The sequence below is a fragment of the Streptomyces sp. NPDC005648 genome (genome assembly GCF_040605395.1).
Classification (GTDB): Bacteria; Actinomycetota; Actinomycetes; order Streptomycetales; family Streptomycetaceae; genus Streptomyces.
The window spans coordinates 138,404-160,118 of record NZ_JBEXCS010000011.1 but is presented as its reverse complement, the minus strand read 5'-3'; the positions used below and the strand labels follow the sequence as shown (position 1 = coordinate 160,118).

The window sequence follows — 21,715 nt, the reverse complement described above, 5'->3', positions numbered from 1 at the left end:
ATGCCGACTGCTCACGGAGACGACTTCCCCCGTCATGTACGAGGAGTAGCCGGAGGCGAGGAACACGATCACATTGGCCACCTCCCAGGGCTCCGCGTAGCGCCCGAAGGCCTCGCGCGCGGTCAGTTCGGCCAGCAGTTCCGGGGTCGTCACCTTCACCAGGTGCGGGTGCATGGCGAGGCTCGGCGAGACCGCGTTCACCCGCACCCCGTACTGGGCGGCCTCCAGCGCCGCGCACCGGGTCAGCGCCATCACCCCGGCCTTCGCGGCGGCGTAGTGCGCCTGCCCGGCCTGGGCGCGCCAGCCGACGACGGACGCGTTGTTGACGATGGCCCCGCCGAGCCCCTGTGCGCGCAACAGCCGCAGAGCGGTCCTGGTGCACCGGAACGTGCCGTTCAACGTCACGTCCAGCACGCGCGACCACTGCTCGTCGGTCATGTCGACGAGGTCCGAGGTGCCGCCCAGACCGGCGTTGTTGACGACGACGTCCACCCTCCCGTGCTCCCGCACGGCGGCCTCGAACAGCGCCCCCACCTGGGCCTCGTCGGTCACGTCGCACACCGCGGCCGCCACCGACCCCGCGCCGAACTCCCCCGCCAGCTCCGCCTCGTACTCCTTGAGGCGCCGAACGTGGGCGTCGCTGATCAGCACGCGGGCACCCTCCTCCAGGAAACGGCGCGCGGTGGCGCCGCCGATGCCCGCTCCGGCCGCCGCGGTGATGACGGCGGTGCGGCCGGTCAGCAGGCCGTGCCCGGGGACGTACGCCGGAGTCTCGACCGTTGTCATAGGTCCACGCTAATCTACCAAACACTTGTTAGGGAAGGAGGGCGACGACCGTGGATCTCATCGACTCGCGTGCCGACGAAGCGTTCCGCGCGGAGGCCAGGGCCTGGCTCACCGCGCATGTACCGGCCGGCCCGCTGCCGTCCCTGGAGACCGCGGAGGGCTTCGCGGCGCACCGGGCGTGGGAGGCGGAGCTGGCCGCGGACCGCTGGTCGGTGGTCAACTGGCCGGCCCGGTACGGCGGAAGGGACGCCGGTCTGCCGCGCTGGCTGGCCTTCGAGGAGGAGTACTGGGCGGCGGGCGCGCCGGGGCGGGTGAGTCAGAACGGGATCAGTCTGCTGGCGCCGACCCTCTTCGACCACGGCACCGAGGAGCAGCGGGCGCGGGTACTGCCGTCCATGGCGAGGGGCGAGGTGATCTGGGCACAGGCGTGGTCCGAGCCCGAGGCGGGCTCCGATCTGGCCTCCCTGAGATCGCGAGCGGTGCGCACGGACGGCGGCTGGCTGCTGACCGGGCAGAAGACCTGGTCGTCCCGGGCCGTCTTCGCCGACCGCGCCTTCGGCCTGTTCCGCAGCGACCCGGACGCGCCGAGACCCCACCAGGGCCTGACCTACCTGATGTTCGACCTGCGCGCACCCGGGGTCACCGTCCGCCCGATCGGCCGCCTGGACGGAAAGCCCGCCTTCGCGGAGCTGTTCCTGGACGCGGTGTTTGTTCCGGACGAGGACGTGATCGGAGCACACGGCGAGGGCTGGCGGATCGCGATGTCGACGGCAGGCAACGAGCGGGGGCTGATGCTGCGCTCCCCCGGCCGCTTCCTGGCCGCGGCCGGCCGTCTGCTGGACCTCTGGCGCGAACAGGGCAGCCCGGCGTACGCACAGGACCGGGTGGCGGACGCGCTGATGGGCGCCCGCGCGTACCAGCTGTTCACCGCGGCCGCCGCCTCCCGCTTCCTGGACGGCGACTCCATCGGCCCCGAGTCCAGCCTGAACAAGGTCTTCTGGTCGGAGTACGACATCGCGCTGCACGAGACGGCCCTCGACCTGCTCGGCGAGGAGGGCGAGTCGGCGGACACGGCCTGGGCGGAGGGCTATGTCTTCTCCCTCGCCGGCCCGATCTACGCGGGCACCAACGAGATCCAGCGCGACATCATCGCCGAGCGTCTGCTGGGCCTGCCGAAGGGACGCCGCTGATGCGTTTTCTGCTCGACGCCGAACAGCGGGCGTTCGCGGCCTCGCTGGACGCCCTGCTCACCGCCTCCGACACGCCGTCCGTCACAAGGGAGTGGAGCCGCGGTGCACCGGCGAGCGGACGTGCGCTGTGGCGCCGTGTCGCCGAGGCGGGGGTGTTCGCTCTGGCCGTACCGGAGGAGTACGGCGGACTGGGTGCCCGTCCCGTGGAACTCGCCGTCGCCTTCGTGGAGTTGGGGCGGCACGCCGTACCGGGACCTGTGGTGGAGACGGTCGTCGCGGCCACCTTGCTCGGCGAGCCCAGCCCGGCCGCCAAGCGCCTGCTGCCGTCGCTGGCGTCGGGCGAGACGATGGCGACGGTGGCGCACGAGGGGTCGTACGCCCTGGACGGCGAGGTGGCCGACGTCCGTCTCTCGCTGGCATCCGACGGCCTCCGCCTGGCCCCCGGTCACGGTCCGGTCCGTTCCTCCCTCGACCCCGCCCGCCGCCTCACCCCCCTGACCCCGGGCGGCGAACTCCTCACCCCCGAGCCGCCCGTGGAGCACGCCCTGGCGTACGCCCGCCTCGCCACCGCCGCCCAGGCGCTCGGCGTCGGTCTCGCCCTCCTCGAGCGGACCGTCGCGTACGTGAAGCAGCGCACCCAGTTCGGTGCCCCCATAGGCTCCTTCCAGGCCGTCAAGCACCGGCTGGCCGACGCGAAGATCGCACTGGAGTTCGCACGCCCCCTGCTGTTCGGCGCAGCGCTCACCCTGGCCCCCGCCGATGTCGCCGCCGCCAAGGTCACGGCGTGCGAGGCGGCGTACGCCACCGCGCGCACCGCGCTGCAGCTGCACGGCGCGCTCGGGTACACCGCGGAGTACGACCTGTCCCTGTGGCTGACCAAGGCCCGGGCCCTGCGCACCGCCTGGGGCAGCCCGCGGGAGTGCCGGGCCGTGGTGGTCAGTGGCGGTGGTCGCCGCTGGTGAGCTCCCGGTACTCCTCGGCCGTCGGCTTGGCGATCCGCGCGTCGGGCCCGAACATCACCCGGGCCAGCCGGGCGCGCAGCCGCTGGGAGACGGTGACCGGCCGGCGCACACCGTTGGCGTCGACGCGCGGCCCGATCTCGTAGGGCGGCGCCTGTTCGTGCTGGGTGAGGGTGAACAGCTGGTCCTGTGGAAGGGGTTCGTGCACCTCGACGAACTCTCCCTGCGGCAGCCGCCGGATCATGCCGGTCTCCCTGCCGTGCAGCACCTTGTCCCGGTCGCGGCGCTGCAGGCCCATACAGACCCGTTTGGTGACGACGAAGGCGACGACCGGCGCCACGAAGAAGGCGATCCGCACGAACCAGGTGATCGCGTTGATGGAGAGATGCAGATGGGTGGCCACGATGTCGTTGCCGCCGCCGATCAGCAGCACCACGTACAGGGCCAGCCAGGCGACGCCCAGGCCGGTGCGGACGGGTGCGTTGCGGGGCCGGTCCAGGATGTGGTGCTCGCGTCTGTCGCCCGTGATCCACGCCTCGACGAAGGGATACAGGCCGAGGGCGAGCAGGATGAGCGGGAAGAGCGAGAAGGGGATCAGAACGCCCAGCACCAGGGTGTGGCCCCAGGCGTTGATCTCCCATCCTGGCATCACCCGGATCAGCCCCTCGGAGAAGCCGAGGTACCAGTCGGGCTGGGCGCCGGTGGTCACCAGGTCCGGCCGGTAGGGGCCGAAGGCCCACACGGGGTTGATGCTGGCGATGCCGCCCATGATCGCCAGGACTCCGAAGACCAGGAAGAAGAAGCCGCCGGCCTTGGCCATGTAGACCGGCAGGAAGGGCATGCCGACCACGGTCTTCTGGTCGCGTCCGGGCCCGGGGTACTGGGTGTGCTTGTGGTAGAAGACCAGGATCAGATGGGCGACCACCAGCCCCAGCATCAGCCCGGGCAGCAGCAGGACGTGGACCGGGAAGAGCCGCGAGATGATGTCGTGGCCCGGGAACTCCCCGCCGAACAGGAACATCGACAGATACGTCCCGACGATCGGGATCGACAGGATCGCGCCGTCGGCGAAGCGGATACCGGTGCCGGAGAGCAGGTCGTCGGGGAGTGAGTAGCCGGTCAGACCGGTGATGATGCCGAGCATCAGCAGGGTCCAGCCGAACAGCCAGTTGAGCTCGCGGGGCTTGCGGAAGGCGCCGGTGAAGAACACCCGCATCATGTGCACCAGCATGCCGGTCACGAAGACCAGCGCCGCCCAGTGGTGGATCTGCCGGATCAGCAGGCCGCCGCGCACATCGAAGCTGATGTGCAGGGTCGACTCGTACGCCTTGGTCATCGACACGCCGTTGAGCGGCACATACGAGCCGTGGTAGATCACCTCGGCGCCGCTGGGCTCGAAGAACAGGGTGAGATAGACGCCGGTGAGGATCAGGATGAGGAAGCTGTAGAGGCAGATCTCCCCGAGCATGAAGGACCAGTGGTCCGGGAAGACCTTGCGCATATTGGCCTTGGCCAGCGAATACAGCCCGAGCCGCCCGTCGGCCCAGTCGGCGAGCCGCTCGCCCGAGCTCGCCGGTCCGTTCCCCGATCGTGCGCCGTCCATGTGTCGTCGCCTCCCCGTCGGATCATCCTCAGGGTGACACGGAGGCCCGGCCAAGCCAACGGTGCGTACGAACGGCCCCGCGGGTGACTCAGGCCCGTACGATGCCCTGCGCCCGGGCGGCGGCCAGCCACTGCGGGAACTCCCCGACCAGCCGGTCGTACAGCTCGGCGTCGGACACCTTCCCGGGATCGGCACCGGCGTGGAAGAACCCCGCGTTGTCCACGACCCGCCGGCCCGGCACCGCCAGCTCGTCGAGCTTGCGCAGGAAGTCGAACTGCTTGCTGCCGGGGTCCCCGAAGCCCACGAACTGCCAGAACAGCGGCAGCTTCGCCGCCTTGCACAGATACCGTTCCGCGGCGAGCTTGTTGATCGGGCCGCCGTCGGTCTGGAAGACGACGAGGGCGGGCTCCCGCGACCCGCTGTCCATGTAGTGGTCGATGACCGCGTCCATCGCCAGGTGATAGCTGGTCTTTCCCATGTGTCCGAGGCCGGCCACGATCTTCTCGATCCGGCCCTCGTGCTCGGCCAGCGCGATGTCGGTCTCGGCGTCGACGTCCGTGGAGAAGAAGACCACCGGCACCCGTCCGTCGTCGTCGAGGTGCGCGGACAGTCCGAGCACCCGGTCGGCGAGCGCCTGCACCGAGCCGTCCTGGTAGTACGGCTTCATGGAGCCCGAGTAGTCGACCACCAGGTAGACCGCGGCCCGCAGCCCCTCCAGGCCGTGCCTGCGCAGTGAGACCCCGGCGCTCTTGTAGAGGCTGACCAGCGCGGGCGCGGTCTCCTCGACCTTCTTCAGACTGATCGCAACCATGGCCCCTACTCTCCCATCCGTCACCGGCGTTCGTTATTTTGTTCGCCGCCGACCCCACCGGTTCACCGTCCGTCGCTGTCACCGTCCCCTCCCCCCTCCCCTCCCGATCCCCATCCCCATCCGCTTCCGAGGAGCCGGCCGTGGAATCCGAGTCCACCGTCACCACCTGCTATCGCCACCCCAAGGTGGAGTCCCACGTCCGCTGCACCCGCTGCGACCGTTACATCTGCCCCTCCTGTATGCGCGAGGCGGCCGTGGGCCACCAGTGCCCCGAGTGCGTGAAGGAGGGGGCGCGCTCGATACGGCAGGCGCGGACGGCGTTCGGCGGCCGGATCACTTCGGCGCCCCTGGTGACGTACGTACTGATCGCGCTCAATGTGCTCGCCTACCTGGGCGAGTTGGTACGTCCCTCGATCGTGGACAGATTCGAGATGCTGGGCAGAGGGCTGGTGGGGCCCGACGGCACCCACTACGTGTGGTTGAACAACTACCCCTCGTACCTCCACCCCGAAGGCCTCGTCGGCGGTGAGTGGTACCGCCTGATCACCGGCGCGTTCCTGCATCTGCCGCCCACCGAGGGGACCTTCGGGATCACCCACATCGTGATGAACATGGTGTCGCTGTGGACCATCGGCCGGGTGGTCGAGTCCCAGCTCGGCCGGATCCGCTACATCGCCCTGTACTTCCTGTCGGCGCTCGGCGGCTCGGTCCTGGTGCTGCTGATCGCGCCCGACGAGGCGACCCTGGGCGCGTCCGGCGCGATCTTCGGACTCGGCGCCGCGTACTACGTCATGGCCCGGCGCCTCGGTGCCGACATGAGGGGCGTCAACCAGTTCATGGCGGGCCTGATGCTGTGGCTGGTGGTCTCGGCGTGGGCCACCTCCTGGCAGGGCCACCTCGGCGGCCTGCTGGCGGGCGGCGTGGTGACCCTCGCCTACGCCTACGCCCCCCGTGACCAGCGCCGCGACCTCGTCCAGGCGGGCGCGTGCGTCGCCCTCCTGGCGCTGCTGGTGATCCTGGCGATGGCGAAGGTCGCGGAACTGACCGTGTGACCGCGAACCCGACCCCGACCACGACCACGACCGCGACGAACCACCTCCTACGAACCGCCCCACTTCTCCCGCAGCACCTGCTCCGCCGGCTTCCCGCGCGGGGTGTACGCCAGGCTCACCGGTGTCTCCCCGCTGTCCGGCCAGTCGTCCCACATCCACCAGCACACGCCGGCCCACCAGCGGCTGCCGCTGAAGGAGTCGAGCAACGCCCGGTAGCCGGCGGCCTGTTCGGCGGGGGCGGGGTGAGAGCTGACCGTCCAGGAGTACGGAGCTGTCGTGGTGCCGCGCTGGCTGACGTACCCGGCCTCGGTGAACAGGACGCGGCGGCCCTGGCGGCCCGCGAAGGCGGCGAGTTCGTCGCGGATCGGCCGCCAGGCGCGGCGCAGCCGGGCCGGGTCGTCGGTGGGCTCGTCCGACAGGGGCCAGTACGCGTCGATGCCGATCAGGTCGAGGTCCTTCCAGAAGGTGATCCTCTGGTACTCGTCGTAGTTGGCGGCGTAGGTGAGTGTGCCGTCGTAGTGGTCGCGGACGACCTCGATCACCTTCCGCCAGGGGTCCGGGTCGCCGGAGACGCCCGCGAGTTCGGTGCCCACCGCGAACAGTTCCGTACCGGTGGCGGCGGCGAGGTCGGCGTAGTGGGTGATGAAGCGCCGGTAGGAGGTGAACCAGGCGGCGCGGTCGCGCGGGCGGATCTCGGCGCGGTCCACGTCGCCCGGCAGGTCGACGTGCGGCTTGATCATCACCTTGAGGCCGAGGGCGTGGGCGCGGCGCACGATCCGGCGCAGACTGCCGTCGCTCGCGGTCTCCTCGGTGGTGTGCAGCGAGGAGTCGCCGACGCGCCGCTGGTACCAGGTCGGGGTGAAGGTGACCCAGCGGGCACCGGTGGCCCGGATGCCCCGCAGATAGCGGTCGGCGGCCGGGCTGTCGTAGTCGCTGCGGTACCAGGAGGGCAGGGTGATGCCCCGGACGATCGGACTGTCCTTGCCCGAACCGCTGTTCCCCTTGGTCGTGGTGTCCGTGGCGCACCCCGTCGCGGCGAGGAGGACCGCCACCGCGGCTGCGGCGACGGTCCTCCTCCTCGCACTGCGTGCCCTCACAGGCTGCTCGGGCTGACGAAGGTGTAGCCGAGGGCCTTGATCCCGGCGATCGTGTCCTTCAGGGGCTGGAGCGGGTAGTACGGGTGGTAGAAGAAGCTCGCGAACCCGTCGCGGACGGCCAGGTTGGCCTTGGCCGAGGCGATGAGGTCGGCGGGCAGCCGCGCCGGATGGTTGTTGAAGGCCTCCGGTTCGTAGTTGCCGATGTCCTCGGGCAGCACCTTGGTGCCGTACACGTCCTTCACCACGTACGGGAAGAACTGCCCGATGAAGGTGTTGGCCCCGGCCGACTTGCCGCTGAGGGTGCCGGAGAAGTACAGCGAACGCTCCAGGCGGGCCGAGAAGTTGGCGCCGAACACCTTGTAGTCGGCGGCGGAGCCCGCGTAGTGCGGGGTGGTCCACAGCGTCGGCTTCGGCAGCCCGGCGAGGGTGAAGGCGGCCAGCGCGCTGGTCACCCGGGTCTGCGCCCAGAGGGCGGAGTCCTCGGCGACCGGGCCGTCGTAGACCACGTTGTTCGCAGAGTCGACGTGTGCCCGGTAGAACTCGAAGTCGTCGCCGGTGACGCCGTCGTAGGGGTTGGCCACGTTGCCGTACTGATGGGTGTAGCCGTGGTCCATCAGGACCGCGCCCCTGGCCAGCATGTACTTCAGGGCGCTGACCACCTGCGGCCGCTGGGCGAGCGTGATCGTCTGCGGGGTCCCGTTGTTGTAGGTGCCCTTGGGGTCCGTGTAGACGGGGATCACGTTGATGCCGTACGGGATGTTCTCCGACTTGAGGTAGTCGGCCATCGCCTTGAGCTCGGTCGGGTCCGAGTCGGGGCTGATGTCCTCCAGGCGGACCATCGCGCGGTGTCGCTCGGCGGTGTCCGGCGCGAGCGCGTCGAAGAGGAGGTCCTCGGCGACGACGACCCGGTCGCTCTCGGAGACGTAGGCGAACGGGATCTCACCGATGTAGGTGAGGTTCGAGGAGCGGATCGCCCATCCGAAGGTGTGGCCGGTGGAGGAGTCCAGGCCCTGTGCGAGCGTGTCGACCGCGGGATATCCGCCGCCGGTGAGGACGGCGGGGCGCAGCACCCCGCCGTCCTGTCCGGCCGGGACGGTCCGGGTCAGGGCCTGGTTCTTGTACGTCACCTGCGACACGGTGCCGACCGAACCGCCGTCGTCGTAGTACGAGTTCGTCGGGTCCCAGCCGTACTTCTGGGTGAAGGCGGCCAGGCCCGTGGAGTTCGCCATGTTCCAGATGTTGGCACCCATCCAGATCACGGGCTTGCTGCTCGCGGCGGCGTCCGAGTAGAACGCGGCCGGGATCGCGTCCGGGATGTCGCCGCCGTAGTAGGTCGAGCCGATGTAGATCACGGCCGAGTACGAGTTGATCATCCCGGCGGTGTACTGCTGGACCGGCTTGGCCGTCACGGTGCCGAAGTGGCCGGCCAGGTTGGCCGTGGCCATCGCGTACAGCTCGCCCAGCTGGCCGTAGGGGCCCGCCGTGTCGTAGAGCACCAGCGCGCTCGGGGTGGCCGCGGCGGCCTCGGCGGGCTTCAGCCGGACCGCCTGCCGGGTCACGGCCGTCGCCGCGCTGACCGGGGTCTCGGCGGTCAGCTGGGTGGTCAGCGACGACGGGCCGGCCTTCGCGGTCTTCGGGGCCTTGGGGTGCGGCTTGTCGTGGCGTGCCTGGTCGGCCTTGAGCTGGGCGGTCGCCCAGCCCTTGAGGTCGACCCGGCTGAGCCCGGACCTGCCCCCGATCGCCTCATGGCCGTGCCCGTGTCCCCCACCGGCGGCCTGGCTGTTCGCGGCCAGGAAAGTGCCGCTGACCCCTGCGGCGACGATCAGAAGGCACACGGAAAGTTTCGAGATTGTCCGTCTGCGATGACGGGTCACTGATTTCACTTACTTCCCCCCACTTTACCGATGACCGGCAAAGGATTATTCGAACAGGAAGCCATTCATTACTTCCCGGCGGACCATTAGACCCTACTGGAAGATCGAACATGCCCGTTTCCGAATACTGTCCTGAGCCGGTCCGGGAGTCTGCTAGGTTCTCCTTCGCGCGTTGGGGACGCGCTTTGAAATATGGGGGGACAATGTACGGACGACCCGCCCTGGGGGCGCTGCTGCCCCTGGCCGGGGCGATGGCCACGCCCGAAGCGATACCCGGGCTCCCTTTGGCCAAAGCCCTACAGGCAACAGCCGGGGCCGGATTCATGCTCTACTGCCTGGTCGCCTGTCTGGTATTGCTGGCACGGATTCGACTGCGCCGGCAGGCACTGAAAGCGCAGGCCAAAGCTTGGGGCAGTGGTGATCACTGAGCTGCTCCTGTGGTCGAGCATCACTCTGATCGTGATGGCGGCCTGTTACAACACGAGTCTTTTTCTGCTCTCCAGGCGCAGAATTCGCCGTTCCAGGACCGATCGCAGAGAACGGTTCTATGTATTCCTGCTCGCCTGCCTCAACGAGGAGAAGGTGCTCTCCGAAAGCCTGGAACGCATCACCTCGCTGCCCAGCCGGAATTTCATGGCCCTGGTCATCGACGACGGCTCGGACGACCGGACCAGTGAGATCGCCCTGGCCGCCGACCCGGCACTGGTCCGCCTGCACCGGCGCAACCCGCCGAACGCACGCAAGGGAAAGGGCGCCGCGCTCAACGACGGAGTGCGGTATCTCAGGGAATCCGGAGTGCTGGCCGGACACGCACCCGAGAATGTCGTCCTGTGCGTCGTCGACGCGGACGGGCGGCTCGATCCGCACATCGTGCAGTCGGTCGACCCCTTCTTCGACGACCCGGGGACGGGCGCGGTGCAGGTCTGTGTGCGGATGTACAACCGCCACCTCGGCCTGCTGGCCCGTATGCAGGACATGGAGTTCGTCGTCTACGGCGATGTCTTCCAGAGCGCACGCCGCTTCATCGGCAGCGTGGGCATGGGCGGCAACGGGCAGTTCATGCGGCTCGCGGCGCTCAACACGCTCGACGGGGACGGCCCCTGGAGCGACAGCCTCACCGAGGACCTCGACCTCGGCGTCCGGCTGATCGCCAAGGGCTGGACCAATATGCACTGCACCACCGCGGCGGTCTCCCAGCAGGCCGTGCTGAGTCTCAGGCGCCTGATCCGCCAGCGGTCCCGCTGGTTCCAGGGCCATCTGCAGTCGGCCGGACTCGTCCCGCTCATCCTCAGGGACGTCCCGACCCGGGCCGCGCTGGACATGCTGTACCACCTCTCCAGCCCGGTGCTGATCCTGCTCACCTCGCTGCTGCCGCTGTCGTTCCTCGTCGCCCTGGGCGCCACCACCGTGGCCTCCTTCCAGGTCGGCCACCCGCTGGTGTCACCGATGTGGCTGCTGGGCCCGTATCTGCTCTCGTTCACGACCGCCTACGCGTACGGCTATGTGTACGCCAAGCGTGAGCGCGACCTGGGACTGGTGCGCTCCGTGCTGATCGCCCATGTCTTCGTGTTCTACGGCTACATATGGTTCGCCGCCGGCTGGTGGGGCTTCTGGCGGATGCTCACCGGCCAGCGGGGCTGGCTCAAGACCGCCCGCACCTGAGCCCGCGGCACCTCACCCTCGCTCATCACCCTCGCTCATCACTGTCGCTCTTCACCTCTCTCATCACCCTCTCTCATCACCCTCACGCGATCCGCTGTGACGATCGCGCATGCCCAAGGGGGGCACACCCATGTCCACACACCCGTCAGCCGTGCCCGTACGCGCCATGCTGGTGCTCGGCACCCGGCCCGAAGCGATCAAACTGGCGCCCGTGGCACGGCAGATGGCGGCCGGCACCCAGTTCGAGCCGATCGTCGTCACCACCGGCCAGCACCGCGAGATGCTCCACCAGATGCTCGGCATGCTGTGCGTCGACGCCCGGATCGCGCTCGATGTGATGCGCAGCCGGCAACAGCTGTCCGATCTGACCGCCCGGCTCGTGCGGGAGCTCGGCGAGGTCATGCGGGAGCAGCGGCCCGACCTGGTCCTGGTGCAGGGGGACACCACGACCGCGATGGCCGGCGCGCTGGCCGCCTTCTACGAGAAGATCCCGGTCGCGCACGTCGAGGCGGGACTGCGCACCGGTGTCGTCGACAACCCGTTCCCGGAGGAGCTCAACCGCTGTCTGATCAGCCGGATGACCCGCTGGCACTTCGCCCCGACCCCGGCCGCCGCCCGGCATCTGACGGACGAGGGGGTCGCTCCCGAACAGGTGTTCACCACCGGCAACACGGTCGTCGACAACCTGCTGTGGGTGCTCGCCGAGGGCGCCGGCACCTCCGCGTTCCGCACCGACGCCAAGCGGGTCCTGGTCACCCTGCACCGGCGGGAGAACCAGGGCGAGCGGATGCGCGGGATGGGCCGGGCGCTGACCCGGCTGGCCGCGCGCGGGGACGTCGAGATCGTGCTGCCGCTGCACCGGAGCCCGGCCGTACGCGAGGCGCTGCTTCCCGAACTCGAGAGCCACTCGGGCATCTCGCTCGTCGAGCCGCTCGGCTACCTGGACTTCGCGGCCACGCTCGCCGAGTGCGACCTGGTGCTCACCGACTCCGGCGGCATCCAGGAGGAGGCGCCGAGCCTCAGCAAGCCGGCGCTGGTGCTGCGGACCACCACCGAACGGCCCGAGGCGGTGGAGGCGGGCGCGGCCCGGCTGATCGGCACGGACCCGGAGGCGATCGTCGTCCACGCGGAGCGGCTCCTCGACGACCCGGTCGAGTACCGGAAGATGGCGGGCGCCGGCAACCCCTTCGGCGACGGTCACGCGGCCACGCGCATCCTGGCCCAGCTGGCGGAGGACTTCGCGGCCGATGTGCCGGTCGGGCTCACGGCGTCCGGGCCATACTCGACGACATGACACGCAGGGGACGTAACGTCACCAAACTGGCACTGGTCCTCACGCTGACCGCGGTCCTCGCCGTCACCGTGTACCAGTGCCAGGGACACGGCGCCCCCGCGCCCAAGCCGTGGATCGACGGCACCACCCACGGCCGCTGGCTGTCGGTGTTCAACGGCATGGGCACCAACCAGGGTGACGACACGTCCCTTTCGCTCTCCCCCATGGCCGCCGAGGACCCCGGCACCACCCATGCCGGACTGGTGGTGAGCACGGACTCGTACACCGACGTGCGCTACGAGGCCCGGATGCGGGCGGTGCGACAGCTGCGCTCCCCGAAGCCCAACCCCTGGGAAGTGCCGTGGCTGGTGTGGGCGTACACCGATCCGGAGCACTTCTACTACGTCACCCTGAAGCCGAACGGCTGGGAGCTGGGGAAGCGGGACCCCGCCTATCCGGGCGGCCAGCGTTTCCTCGCGACCGGCCGGACGCCGTACCCCGTGGGCCGGTGGTACGACGTGACGGTGGTCCAGCGTGACGCGGCGCTGTCGGTCTCGGTCGGCGGGAAGCCACTGGTGACGTTCACGGACGCCGAACGGCCGTACAACCGGGGGCGGGTGGGCGCGTACACCGAGGACGCGACCGTCGAGTTCGAGGGGCTGACGGCCGATTCGGGCGGCTGAAAGGGCGTCGGGACGGAAACGGCGACAGCGCCTGCCCATAGTCCGGTCGGGGACTGGGCAAGCGCTGCCACGGGGGGGTCTGGGGGACACCCCCAGACAACCAGCCCGTACGCCGTTGTACGGGACGCTTTTCGAGTGACCGTCAGACCATCAGCGCGCGGTCCGTCGGACGGATCGGGGCCGGCAGGTCGCTGGCCCCGGTCAGGAAGCGGTCGGTGCCGCGGGCGGCCGAGCGGCCCTCGGCGATCGCCCAGACGATGAGCGACTGGCCGCGACCCGCGTCACCGGCGACGAAGACACCGGGGACATTGGTCTGGAAGTCGGCGTCGCGGGCGATGTTGCCGCGCTCGTCGAGCTCCAGGCCGAACTGCTCGACCAGACCGTTGTCCCGGTCGGTGCCGGTGAAGCCCATGGCCAGCGTCACCAGCTGGGCGGGGATCTTGCGCTCCGTGCCCGGCTTCTGGGTCAGCCGGCCGTCGACGAACTCGACCTCGGCCAGGTGCAGCCACTGGACGTTGCCGTCCTCGTCGCCCTCGAAGTGGGTGGTGGAGACGGAGTAGACCCGCTCACCGCCCTCCTCGTGCGCGGACGTCACCTTGTAGAGCATCGGGAAGGTCGGCCACGGCTGGGTGACGTTGTTCCGGTCGTCGCCCGGGCGGGGCATGATCTCCAGCTGGGTCACGGAGGCCGCGCCCTGCCGGTGTGCGGTGCCCACGCAGTCGGCACCGGTGTCGCCACCGCCGATGACGACCACGTGCTTGCCCTCGGCCGAGACCGGGGAGGTGACGTAGTCGCCCTCCTGGACCTTGTTCGACAGGGGCAGGTACTCCATGGCCTGGTAGATGCCCTTGAGCTCGCGCCCCGGCACCGGCAGGTCACGCGCGGTCGTCGCACCTGCGGCGATCACGATGGCGTCGTACCGCTTCTTCAGGTCGGTCGCCTTGAGGTCGCGGCCGATCTCGATGCCGGTACGGAAGCGGGTGCCCTCCGCGCGCATCTGCTCGATACGGCGGTTGATGTGCCGCTTCTCCATCTTGAACTCGGGGATGCCGTAGCGCAGCAGGCCGCCGATGCGGTCCGCGCGCTCGTACACCGCCACGGTGTGGCCGGCCCGGGTCAGCTGCTGGGCGGCGGCCAGGCCGGCCGGGCCCGAGCCGATGACGGCGACCGTCTTGCCGGACAGGCGCTCGGGGGCCTGCGGGGCGACGTCACCGGTCTCCCACGCCTTGTCGATGATCGAGACCTCGACGTTCTTGATGGTCACGGCCGGCTGGTTGATGCCGAGGACACACGCCGACTCACAGGGAGCGGGGCAGAGGCGACCGGTGAACTCCGGGAAGTTGTTGGTCGCGTGCAGACGCTCGGAGGCGGCGCCCCAGTCCTCGCGGTAGGCGTAGTCGTTCCACTCGGGGATCAGGTTCCCGAGCGGACAGCCGTTGTGACAGAACGGGATACCGCAGTCCATGCAGCGGCTGGCCTGCTTGCTGATGATCGGCAGCAGGGAGCCGGGGACGTAGACCTCGTTCCAGTCCTTCAGGCGCACGTCGACGGGACGGGACTTGGCGACCTCACGGCCGTGGTTCAGAAAGCCCTTCGGGTCAGCCATTGATCGCCGCCTCCATCATCTTCTCGGTGATCTCGGACTCGGAGAGTCCCGCCTGCTCGGCGGCGTCCTTGGCGGCGAGCACTGCCTTGTACGTGCTGGGGATGATCTTGCTGAAGCGGTCGACCGCCGTGTCCCACTCCGCCAGGATCTTCTCGGCGACCGTCGAACCGGTCTCCTCCTGGTGGCGGCGCACCACGTCGTGCAGCCACTGCTTGTCGGTGTCGTCGAGGGCCTCCACGGCACCGACGTTGCCGGCGTTGACGTTGTCGATGTCCAGGTCGATCACATACGCGATGCCACCGGACATACCGGCCGCGAAGTTGCGGCCCGTCTCGCCGAGGACCACCGCGTGGCCGCCGGTCATGTACTCGCAGCCGTGGTCGCCCACGCCCTCGGAGACGACCGTGGCACCGGAGTTGCGGACACAGAACCGCTCGCCGCTACGACCGCGCAGGTACAGCTCGCCGCCGGTGGCGCCGTAGGCGATGGTGTTGCCCGCGATCGTCGAGTACTCGGCGAGGTGGTCGGCGCCCCGGTCGGGACGGACGATCACCCGGCCGCCGGAGAGGCCCTTGCCGACGTAGTCGTTGGCGTCGCCCTCCAGGCGCAGCGTGACACCGCGCGGGAGGAAGGCGCCGAAGGACTGGCCTGCGGAGCCCGTGAAGGTGATGTCGATGGTGTCGTCGGGCAGGCCCGCGCCACCGAACTTCTTCGTCACCTCGTGGCCGAGCATGGTGCCGACCGTGCGGTTGATGTTGCGGATGGAGACCTGGGCGCGCACCGGCTGGGCGTCGGTCGCGGAGTCCGCGGCCAGGGCGTCGGCGGCGAGCTTGATCAGCTCGTTGTCGAGCGCCTTCTCCAGGCCGTGGTCCTGCTCGATCTGCTGGTGGCGCACCGCGCCCTCGGGCAGCTCCGGCACGTGGAACAGCGGGGCCAGGTCCAGGCCCTGGGCCTTCCAGTGGTCGACCGCGCGGGTCACGTCGAGCGTCCCGGCCTGGCCGACGGCCTCCTCGATGGAGCGGAAGCCCAGCTCGGCCAGGATCTCGCGGACCTCCTGGGCGATGTACTGGAAGAAGTTGACGACGTACTCGGCCTTGCCGGCGAAGCGGTCGCGCAGAACCGGGTTCTGGGTGGCGATGCCGACCGGGCAGGTGTCCAGGTGGCAGACGCGCATCATGACGCAGCCGGAGACGACGAGCGGAGCGGTCGCGAAACCGAACTCCTCGGCGCCGAGCAGCGCGGCGATGACGACGTCACGGCCGGTCTTCAGCTGGCCGTCCGTCTGGACCACGATCCGGTCGCGCAGCCCGTTGAGCAGCAGGGTCTGCTGGGTCTCGGCGAGACCGAGCTCCCAGGGGCCGCCCGCGTGCTTCAGCGAGGTCAGCGGGGAGGCACCCGTGCCGCCGTCGTGACCGGAGATCAGCACGACGTCCGCGTGGGCCTTGGACACACCCGCGGCGACCGTGCCGACGCCGACCTCGGAGACCAGCTTCACGTGGATCCGCGCCTGCGGGTTCGCGTTCTTCAGGTCGTGGATCAGCTGGGCCAGGTCCTCGATGGAGTAGATGTCGTGGTGCGGCGGCGGGGAGATCAGGCCCACGCCCGGGGTGCTGTGCCGGGTCTTGGCGACCCAGGGGTACACCTTGTGGCCGGGCAGCTGGCCGCCCTCGCCGGGCTTGGCGCCCTGGGCCATCTTGATCTGGATGTCGTCCGCGTTGACCAGGTACTCGGAGGTCACGCCGAAGCGGCCGGAGGCGACCTGCTTGATGGCGGACCGCCGGGCCGGGTCGTACAGACGGTCCGGGTCCTCGCCGCCCTCACCGGTGTTGGACTTGCCGCCCAGCTGGTTCATGGCGATGGCGAGCGTCTCGTGCGCCTCGCGGGAGATGGAGCCGTACGACATGGCGCCGGTGGAGAAGCGCTTGACGATCTCACTGACCGGCTCGACCTCGTCGATGGAGATCGGCTGCCGGTCCGACTTGAAGCCGAACAGACCGCGCAGCGTCATCAGCCGCTCGGACTGCTCGTTCACGCGCTCGGTGTACTTCTTGAAGATGTCGTAGCGGCCGGTGCGCGTGGAGTGCTGGAGGCGGAAGACCGTCTCCGGGTCGAACAGGTGCGGCTCGCCCTCACGGCGCCACTGGTACTCGCCGCCTATCTCCAGGGCACGGTGGGCCGGCGCGATGCCGGAGGCCGGGTAGGCCTTGGCGTGGCGGGCGGCGACCTCCTTGGCGATGACGTCGATGCCGACGCCGCCGATCTTGCTCGCCGTGCCGTTGAAGTACTTCTCGACGAAGGACTCCTCCAGGCCGACGGCCTCGAAGACCTGGGCGCCGCGGTAGGAGGCGACGGTCGAGATGCCCATCTTGGACATGACCTTCAGGACGCCCTTGCCGAGGGCGTAGATCAGGTTGCGGATCGCCTGCTCGGGCTCCAGGCCGCTGAGGAAGGTGCCCGCGCGCAGCAGGTCCTCGACCGACTCCATCGCCAGGTAGGGGTTGACGGCCGCGGCGCCGAAGCCGATGAGCAGGGCGACGTGGTGGACCTCGCGGACGTCACCGGCCTCCACCAGCAGACCCACCTGGGTGCGCTGCTTGGTGCGGATGAGGTGGTGGTGGACGGCCGCGGTGAGCAGCAGCGACGGGATCGGCGCGTGCTCGGCGTCCGAGTGACGGTCCGACAGGACGATCAGCCGGGCGCCGTTCTCGATGGCCGCGTCGGCCTCGGCGCAGATCTCCTCGATCCGCGCGGCGAGGGCGTCACCGCCGCCGGAGACCCGGTAGAGGCCGGAGAGGGTCGCGGCCTTGAAGCCGGGCATGTCGCCGTCGGCGTTGATGTGGATGAGCTTGGCCAGCTCGTCGTTGTCGATCACCGGGAAGGGCAGGGTGACGCTGCGGCACGAGGCGGCCGTCGGCTCCAGGAGGTTGCTCGCGGGACCGAGCGACGAGCGCAGGCTGGTGACCAGCTCTTCCCGGATGGCGTCCAGCGGCGGGTTGGTGACCTGCGCGAACAGCTGGGTGAAGTAGTCGAAGAGCAGGCGCGGGCGGGAGGACAGCGCGGCGATCGGCGAGTCCGTACCCATCGAACCGATGGGCTCGGCACCGGCCTTGGCCATGGGCGCCAGGATGACGCGCAGCTCCTCCTCGGTGTAGCCGAAGGTCTGCTGACGGCGGGTGACCGAGGCGTGGGTGTGCACGATGTGCTCACGCTCGGGCAGGTCGGAGAGCTCGATCTCCCCGGCCTCCAGCCACTCGGCGTACGGGTGCTCGGCGGCGAGGCCGGCCTTGATCTCGTCGTCCTCGATGATGCGGTGCTCGACGGTGTCGACGAGGAACATACGGCCCGGCTGGAGGCGGCCCTTGCGGACGACCTTGGCGGGGTCGATGTCGAGCACGCCGACCTCGGAGCCGAGGACGACGAGGCCGTCGTCGGTGACCCAGTAGCGGCCGGGGCGAAGGCCGTTGCGGTCGAGGACCGCGCCGACCTGCTTGCCGTCGGTGAAGGTGACACAGGCCGGGCCGTCCCAGGGCTCCATCATCGTGGAGTGGAACTGGTAGAAGGCGCGCCGGGCCGGGTCCATGGAGTCGTGGTTCTCCCACGCCTCCGGGATCATCATCAGCACGGAGTGCGGCAGCGAGCGGCCACCGAGGTGGAGCAGCTCCAGCACCTCGTCGAAGGAGGCCGAGTCGGAGGCCTCCGGCGTACAGATCGGGAAGACGCGCTCCAGGCCCTTGTCACCGCTGAGTCCACTGTCGGCAGAGCCGAACAGGTCGGACACCAGCTGCGACTCGCGGGCGACCATCCAGTTGCGGTTGCCCTTGACGGTGTTGATCTCACCGTTGTGCGCGACGAAGCGGTAGGGGTGCGCGAGCGGCCACGACGGGAAGGTGTTCGTGGAGAAGCGCGAGTGGACCAGGGCGACGGCCGAGGCGAAGCGGCGGTCGGAGAGGTCCGGGAAGAAGGGCTCCAGCTGACCGGTCGTCAGCATGCCCTTGTAGACGAGGGTGCGCGCGGAGAGCGACGGGAAGTAGACACCGACCTCGCGCTCGGCGCGCTTGCGCAGCGCGAAGGCCTTGCGGTCGAGGACGATGTCCTTCGAGACGCCGTCGGTGACGAAGACCTGCCGGAAGGCGGGCATCGTGGAACGAGCCGTGGCGCCCAGCAGCTCCGGAGCGACCGGGACCTCGCGCCAGCCGAGGACCGTCAGGCCCTCGTCGGCGGCGATCGTCTCGATCCGCGAGACGGCCTCGGCCGTCCCGTCCTCCGGCAGGAAGGCGATGCCGACCGCGTAACCGCCCGCCTCGGGCAGCTCGAATCCGGCCACCTCACGGAAGAAGGCGTCGGGGACCTGGGAGAGGATGCCGGCGCCGTCGCCGGAGTCCGGCTCGGAGCCGGTCGCACCGCGGTGCTCAAGGTTGCGCAGCACGGTGAGCGCCTGCTCAACAAGGGTGTGGGACGCCTCGCCGGTGAGGGTGGCGACGAAACCGACGCCGCACGCGTCGCGTTCGTTGCGGGGGTCGTACATACCCTGCGCAGCAGGGCGAGCATCCATGAAGGACCAGTTCTGGCCATTCGCGGAATGCTGGGACGGCTGGCGCGGCGTACGCATCGGCTCTCCCGTCGTCGTCTCAAGTGGCATGCAGATTGCCGAGGGACGACGTTGGCCCTCTGCGGAGTGCAAAATTTCGTGCAGGTTACATGATGGAGCGATTCTCGGGAACCGGGATATTCCGTTCCAACATGCGGACATCGCACGGCTGCAGCACGGGTACCGCGCCTGCGATGGAAGCTATGGGGACCGAACGGGACAGATCGATGTCCGTCAGCCCGAAGACGGGGAGAGCTACGTCGCCCTTCCCGCGGGTGCGCGGCAGGCCTCTTTGCCCACAGCGCTTACGGCTCATGCCCAGTGGTTAAGCATTCGAAACCAGCGAGTAACGGCTACTTATGCGGCCCAACGCATAAGTAGCGGCCGACCTATCCTACGGCCGTTCCGAAGAAAGTGCCCAGGGCGTACGTCACACCGGCCGCCGCCCCACCCAGGGCGAGCTGCCGGAGTCCACTGAACCACCAGGTCCGCGCGGTCACCTTGGCCACCACGGCCCCGCACGCGAACAGCCCGAGGAAGGCGAGCAGCAGCGCCGGCCACAGCGCGGTCGCGCCGAGCAGATAGGGCAGCAGGGGCAGCAGCGCGCCCAGCGCGAAGGACGCGAACGACGACACGGCCGCGACCGTCGGCGACGGCAGATCGCCGGGGTCGATGCCCAGCTCCTCCCGCGCATGGATCTCCAGGGCCTGCTCGGGGTCCTTCGACAGCTGCCGGGCGACCTCGCGCGCCAGCTCGGGCTCGACCCCCCGGGCCTCGTACAGCGCCGCGAGCTCGGCCTCCTCGTCCGCGGGGTGCTTGCGCAGCTCGGCGCGCTCCACATCCAGCTCGGCCTCGACGAGCTCGCGCTGCGAGGCGACGGAGGTGTACTCTCCGGCGGCCATCGAGAAGGCGCCGGCGGCGAGCCCCGCGAGCCCGGTGAGCACGATGGTCTGATGGCCGACGGACCCGCCGGCCACACCGGTCATCAGCGCGAGGTTGGAGACCAGACCGTCCATCGCCCCGAACACGGCGGGGCGCAGCCATCCGCCGTTCACATCCCGGTGCGTGTGGTTGTCGCGGTGCGCCTCGTGGAGCGCGGCCTCGGTCTCGATGATCGCCATGCGGGGGTCCCCCAGGAAAGCCGGGCCAAAGCCAAGCCTAAGCTAACTTTGGACACGTTCTAATTCTCAACAACAGCGAAGATACGCCGCCCCATTCCCGTCCGCCAGCAAGGAAAGGCTCGGCTAACCTGGGGCTTTACCTGCGAACGCTCATCAGTGCGGGCTATTGCACATATGTCGACCGGGTGACATGGGGGCGTCCGAGGCAGGGGTCAACCGCCGACCGTGGGATATATCCGGGACCACTCCCGGAGGCCGCCCATGTCATCGATCGCCTGCATCCCCTCGGTCCCGCCGTCCGGGACGGCCGCGGAACTCCGCGAACGAGCGCGCGGGGCACTGCTCGGCCTGGCCGTCGGAGACGCCCTCGGAGCGCCCGCGGAGAACATGAAGCCGTCCCAGATCCGCGCCCGTTGGGGCCGTATCACGGGCTATGTCTGCGAGAACCCGGCCGGCACGGACGACACGGAGTACGCGATCTTCTCGTCGCTGCTTCTGGCCCGCCACGGCTCGGCGCTCACCCCGCTCCACGTGGAAGCGGCCTGGCACAAGTGGATCGCCGACCGCGACGAAGGCCCCTTCCGCGGCGCCGGCTTCAGCGAACGCGGCACCCTGGAGAACCTCCGCCGCGGCCTCGCCGCCCCCATCTCCGCCCAGCACCGCCACGCCTGGAGCGACGGCCTGGCCATGCGCGCGGCTCCCTTCGGCGTCTTCGCGGCGGGCCGCCCGGCCGAGGCGGCCCGACTGGCGGCGATCGACGGTTCGGTGAGCCACGAGGGCGAGGGCATCTACGGCGGCCAGGCGGTGGCGGCGGGGGTCGCGGCGGCGATGGCGGGCGCCCCGACGGTCGCCGTGATCGCCTCGGCCCTCGCGGTGATCCCGGACGACTCCTGGACGGCCCGCTCCCTGCGCCGCGCCGTCGCCGTCGCCCACCGGGGCGAACGCGCGGTCCGCTCGGCGGTGGTCATCGGCGGCTACCCCTGGACCGACCTGGCCCCGGAAGCGGTCGCCCTCGCCTTCGGCGCCTACGCGGCGGCCGACGGCGACTTCCGCGACGCGGTCCTCACCGCGGTCAACATGGGCCGCGACGCCGACACCACGGCAGCGGTGGCGGGCGCTCTGGCGGGCGCGACCCGGGGCGTCTCCGCGATCCCGCCGGAATGGGCCGCGGCCATCACCCCGGCCCGGGGCACCTGCCTGCCGGCGATGGCGGGCCGCCACGTACTGGAGATGGCGGACCTGCTCCTGCGCCGCGCGGCGCCCACCCCACCCCACCCCGACACCCCGCAACAAGCCTCCACCCCACCCCACCCCGACACCCCCCAACAAGCCTCCACCCCCTTCACCCCGGCAACGACCGCCGAGACGGGCGCGGAGCGGTGAGGGGGGCGGAGCACGGGAAGGGGCGGG

The 21,715-nt window shown here is 70.0% G+C and carries 15 protein-coding genes; 7 read left to right on the top strand and 8 right to left on the bottom strand.

The window, feature by feature from the left end:
• Positions 1 to 786, bottom strand: a 786-nt coding sequence (locus tag ABZT17_RS09460; protein ID WP_356345853.1) for an SDR family oxidoreductase, incomplete at its 3' end; no start/stop codon positions are given.
• A 50-nt stretch (positions 787 to 836) separates the two neighbouring features.
• Between ABZT17_RS09460 and ABZT17_RS09455 the strand changes: the two genes are divergently transcribed.
• Positions 837 to 1,976 carry an acyl-CoA dehydrogenase family protein gene (locus ABZT17_RS09455; RefSeq protein WP_356345851.1) on the top strand — a complete coding sequence of 380 codons (1,140 nt, stop codon included), beginning with the start codon at positions 837 to 839 and terminating at the stop codon, positions 1,974 to 1,976.
• Positions 1,976 to 2,938, top strand: a complete 963-nt coding sequence (locus ABZT17_RS09450) for an acyl-CoA dehydrogenase family protein (protein WP_356345849.1) — start codon at positions 1,976 to 1,978, stop codon at positions 2,936 to 2,938. The genes ABZT17_RS09455 and ABZT17_RS09450 overlap by 1 nt, the downstream gene beginning before the upstream one ends.
• Here ABZT17_RS09450 and ABZT17_RS09445 read toward each other — a convergent pair.
• The gene (locus ABZT17_RS09445) at positions 2,913 to 4,538 is read right to left on the bottom strand and encodes a cytochrome bc complex cytochrome b subunit (protein ID WP_356345847.1); all 1,626 of its coding nucleotides are present in this window, start codon (positions 4,536 to 4,538) and stop codon (positions 2,913 to 2,915) included. The two genes, ABZT17_RS09450 and ABZT17_RS09445, sit on opposite strands and share 26 nt — an antisense overlap.
• A gap of 88 nt (positions 4,539 to 4,626) precedes the next feature.
• Positions 4,627 to 5,349 carry a VWA domain-containing protein gene (locus ABZT17_RS09440; protein ID WP_356345845.1) on the bottom strand — a complete coding sequence of 241 codons (723 nt, stop codon included), beginning with the start codon at positions 5,347 to 5,349 and terminating at the stop codon, positions 4,627 to 4,629.
• Positions 5,350 to 5,489: 140 nt separating this feature from the next.
• On the opposite strand from ABZT17_RS09440, the gene ABZT17_RS09435 reads away from it, so the two are divergent.
• The gene (locus ABZT17_RS09435; protein WP_356345843.1) at positions 5,490 to 6,401 is read left to right on the top strand and encodes a rhomboid family intramembrane serine protease; all 912 of its coding nucleotides are present in this window, start codon (positions 5,490 to 5,492) and stop codon (positions 6,399 to 6,401) included.
• A 47-nt stretch (positions 6,402 to 6,448) separates the two neighbouring features.
• Here the strand turns inward: ABZT17_RS09435 and ABZT17_RS09430 are convergent, their stop codons facing one another.
• Entirely contained in the window at positions 6,449 to 7,498 is a 1,050-nt protein-coding gene (locus ABZT17_RS09430) for a hypothetical protein (RefSeq protein ID WP_356345841.1), read from the bottom strand.
• Complete coding sequence (locus tag ABZT17_RS09425; RefSeq protein WP_356345839.1) at positions 7,495 to 9,333, bottom strand: polysaccharide deacetylase family protein; 1,839 nt, start codon at positions 9,331 to 9,333, stop codon at positions 7,495 to 7,497. The genes ABZT17_RS09430 and ABZT17_RS09425 overlap by 4 nt, the downstream gene beginning before the upstream one ends.
• Positions 9,334 to 9,786: 453 nt before the next feature.
• Between ABZT17_RS09425 and ABZT17_RS09420 the strand changes: the two genes are divergently transcribed.
• The 3 genes from ABZT17_RS09420 (at position 9,787) to ABZT17_RS09410 (ending at position 12,990) form a co-directional block, all read left to right on the top strand.
• A complete protein-coding gene (locus ABZT17_RS09420) occupies positions 9,787 to 11,034 on the top strand; it encodes a glycosyltransferase (RefSeq protein ID WP_356345837.1) in 1,248 nt (415 codons plus the stop codon).
• 130 nt (positions 11,035 to 11,164) lie between these two features.
• On the top strand, positions 11,165 to 12,328 hold the full coding sequence (gene wecB / locus ABZT17_RS09415) for a UDP-N-acetylglucosamine 2-epimerase (non-hydrolyzing) (RefSeq protein ID WP_356345835.1): 1,164 nt from the start codon (positions 11,165 to 11,167) through the stop codon (positions 12,326 to 12,328).
• Complete coding sequence (locus tag ABZT17_RS09410; protein ID WP_356345833.1) at positions 12,325 to 12,990, top strand: calcium-binding protein; 666 nt, start codon at positions 12,325 to 12,327, stop codon at positions 12,988 to 12,990. The genes wecB and ABZT17_RS09410 overlap by 4 nt, the downstream gene beginning before the upstream one ends.
• Before the next feature lie 142 nt (positions 12,991 to 13,132).
• Here the strand turns inward: ABZT17_RS09410 and ABZT17_RS09405 are convergent, their stop codons facing one another.
• The 3 genes from ABZT17_RS09405 to ABZT17_RS09395 form a co-directional block, all read right to left on the bottom strand.
• Positions 13,133 to 14,596 (bottom strand): glutamate synthase subunit beta, encoded by a 1,464-nt coding sequence (locus ABZT17_RS09405; protein ID WP_356345832.1) that lies wholly within the window; start codon positions 14,594 to 14,596, stop codon positions 13,133 to 13,135.
• Positions 14,589 to 19,205, bottom strand: a complete 4,617-nt coding sequence (gltB, locus tag ABZT17_RS09400) for a glutamate synthase large subunit (protein ID WP_356345829.1) — start codon at positions 19,203 to 19,205, stop codon at positions 14,589 to 14,591. The genes ABZT17_RS09405 and gltB overlap by 8 nt, the downstream gene beginning before the upstream one ends.
• A gap of 368 nt (positions 19,206 to 19,573) precedes the next feature.
• Entirely contained in the window at positions 19,574 to 20,305 is a 732-nt protein-coding gene (locus ABZT17_RS09395; RefSeq protein ID WP_356345827.1) for a VIT1/CCC1 transporter family protein, read from the bottom strand.
• A 261-nt stretch (positions 20,306 to 20,566) separates the two neighbouring features.
• On the opposite strand from ABZT17_RS09395, the gene ABZT17_RS09390 reads away from it, so the two are divergent.
• Positions 20,567 to 21,688 carry an ADP-ribosylglycohydrolase family protein gene (locus ABZT17_RS09390; RefSeq protein ID WP_356345825.1) on the top strand — a complete coding sequence of 374 codons (1,122 nt, stop codon included), beginning with the start codon at positions 20,567 to 20,569 and terminating at the stop codon, positions 21,686 to 21,688.
• Positions 21,689 to 21,715: the final 27 nt, after the last annotated feature.

Coding starts and splice junctions, on each gene's coding strand:
- ABZT17_RS09450 (WP_356345849.1), top strand. CDS start 1,976: ATGCGTTTTCTGCTCGACGCCGAACAGCGGGCGTTCGCGGCCTCGCTG.
- ABZT17_RS09445 (WP_356345847.1), bottom strand. CDS start 4,538: ATGGACGGCGCACGATCGGGGAACGGACCGGCGAGCTCGGGCGAGCGG.
- ABZT17_RS09440 (WP_356345845.1), bottom strand. CDS start 5,349: ATGGTTGCGATCAGTCTGAAGAAGGTCGAGGAGACCGCGCCCGCGCTG.
- wecB (WP_356345835.1), top strand. CDS start 11,165: ATGTCCACACACCCGTCAGCCGTGCCCGTACGCGCCATGCTGGTGCTC.
- ABZT17_RS09410 (WP_356345833.1), top strand. CDS start 12,325: ATGACACGCAGGGGACGTAACGTCACCAAACTGGCACTGGTCCTCACG.
- ABZT17_RS09405 (WP_356345832.1), bottom strand. CDS start 14,596: ATGGCTGACCCGAAGGGCTTTCTGAACCACGGCCGTGAGGTCGCCAAG.
- gltB (WP_356345829.1), bottom strand. CDS start 19,205: ATGCGTACGCCGCGCCAGCCGTCCCAGCATTCCGCGAATGGCCAGAAC.
- ABZT17_RS09395 (WP_356345827.1), bottom strand. CDS start 20,305: ATGGCGATCATCGAGACCGAGGCCGCGCTCCACGAGGCGCACCGCGAC.
- ABZT17_RS09390 (WP_356345825.1), top strand. CDS start 20,567: ATGTCATCGATCGCCTGCATCCCCTCGGTCCCGCCGTCCGGGACGGCC.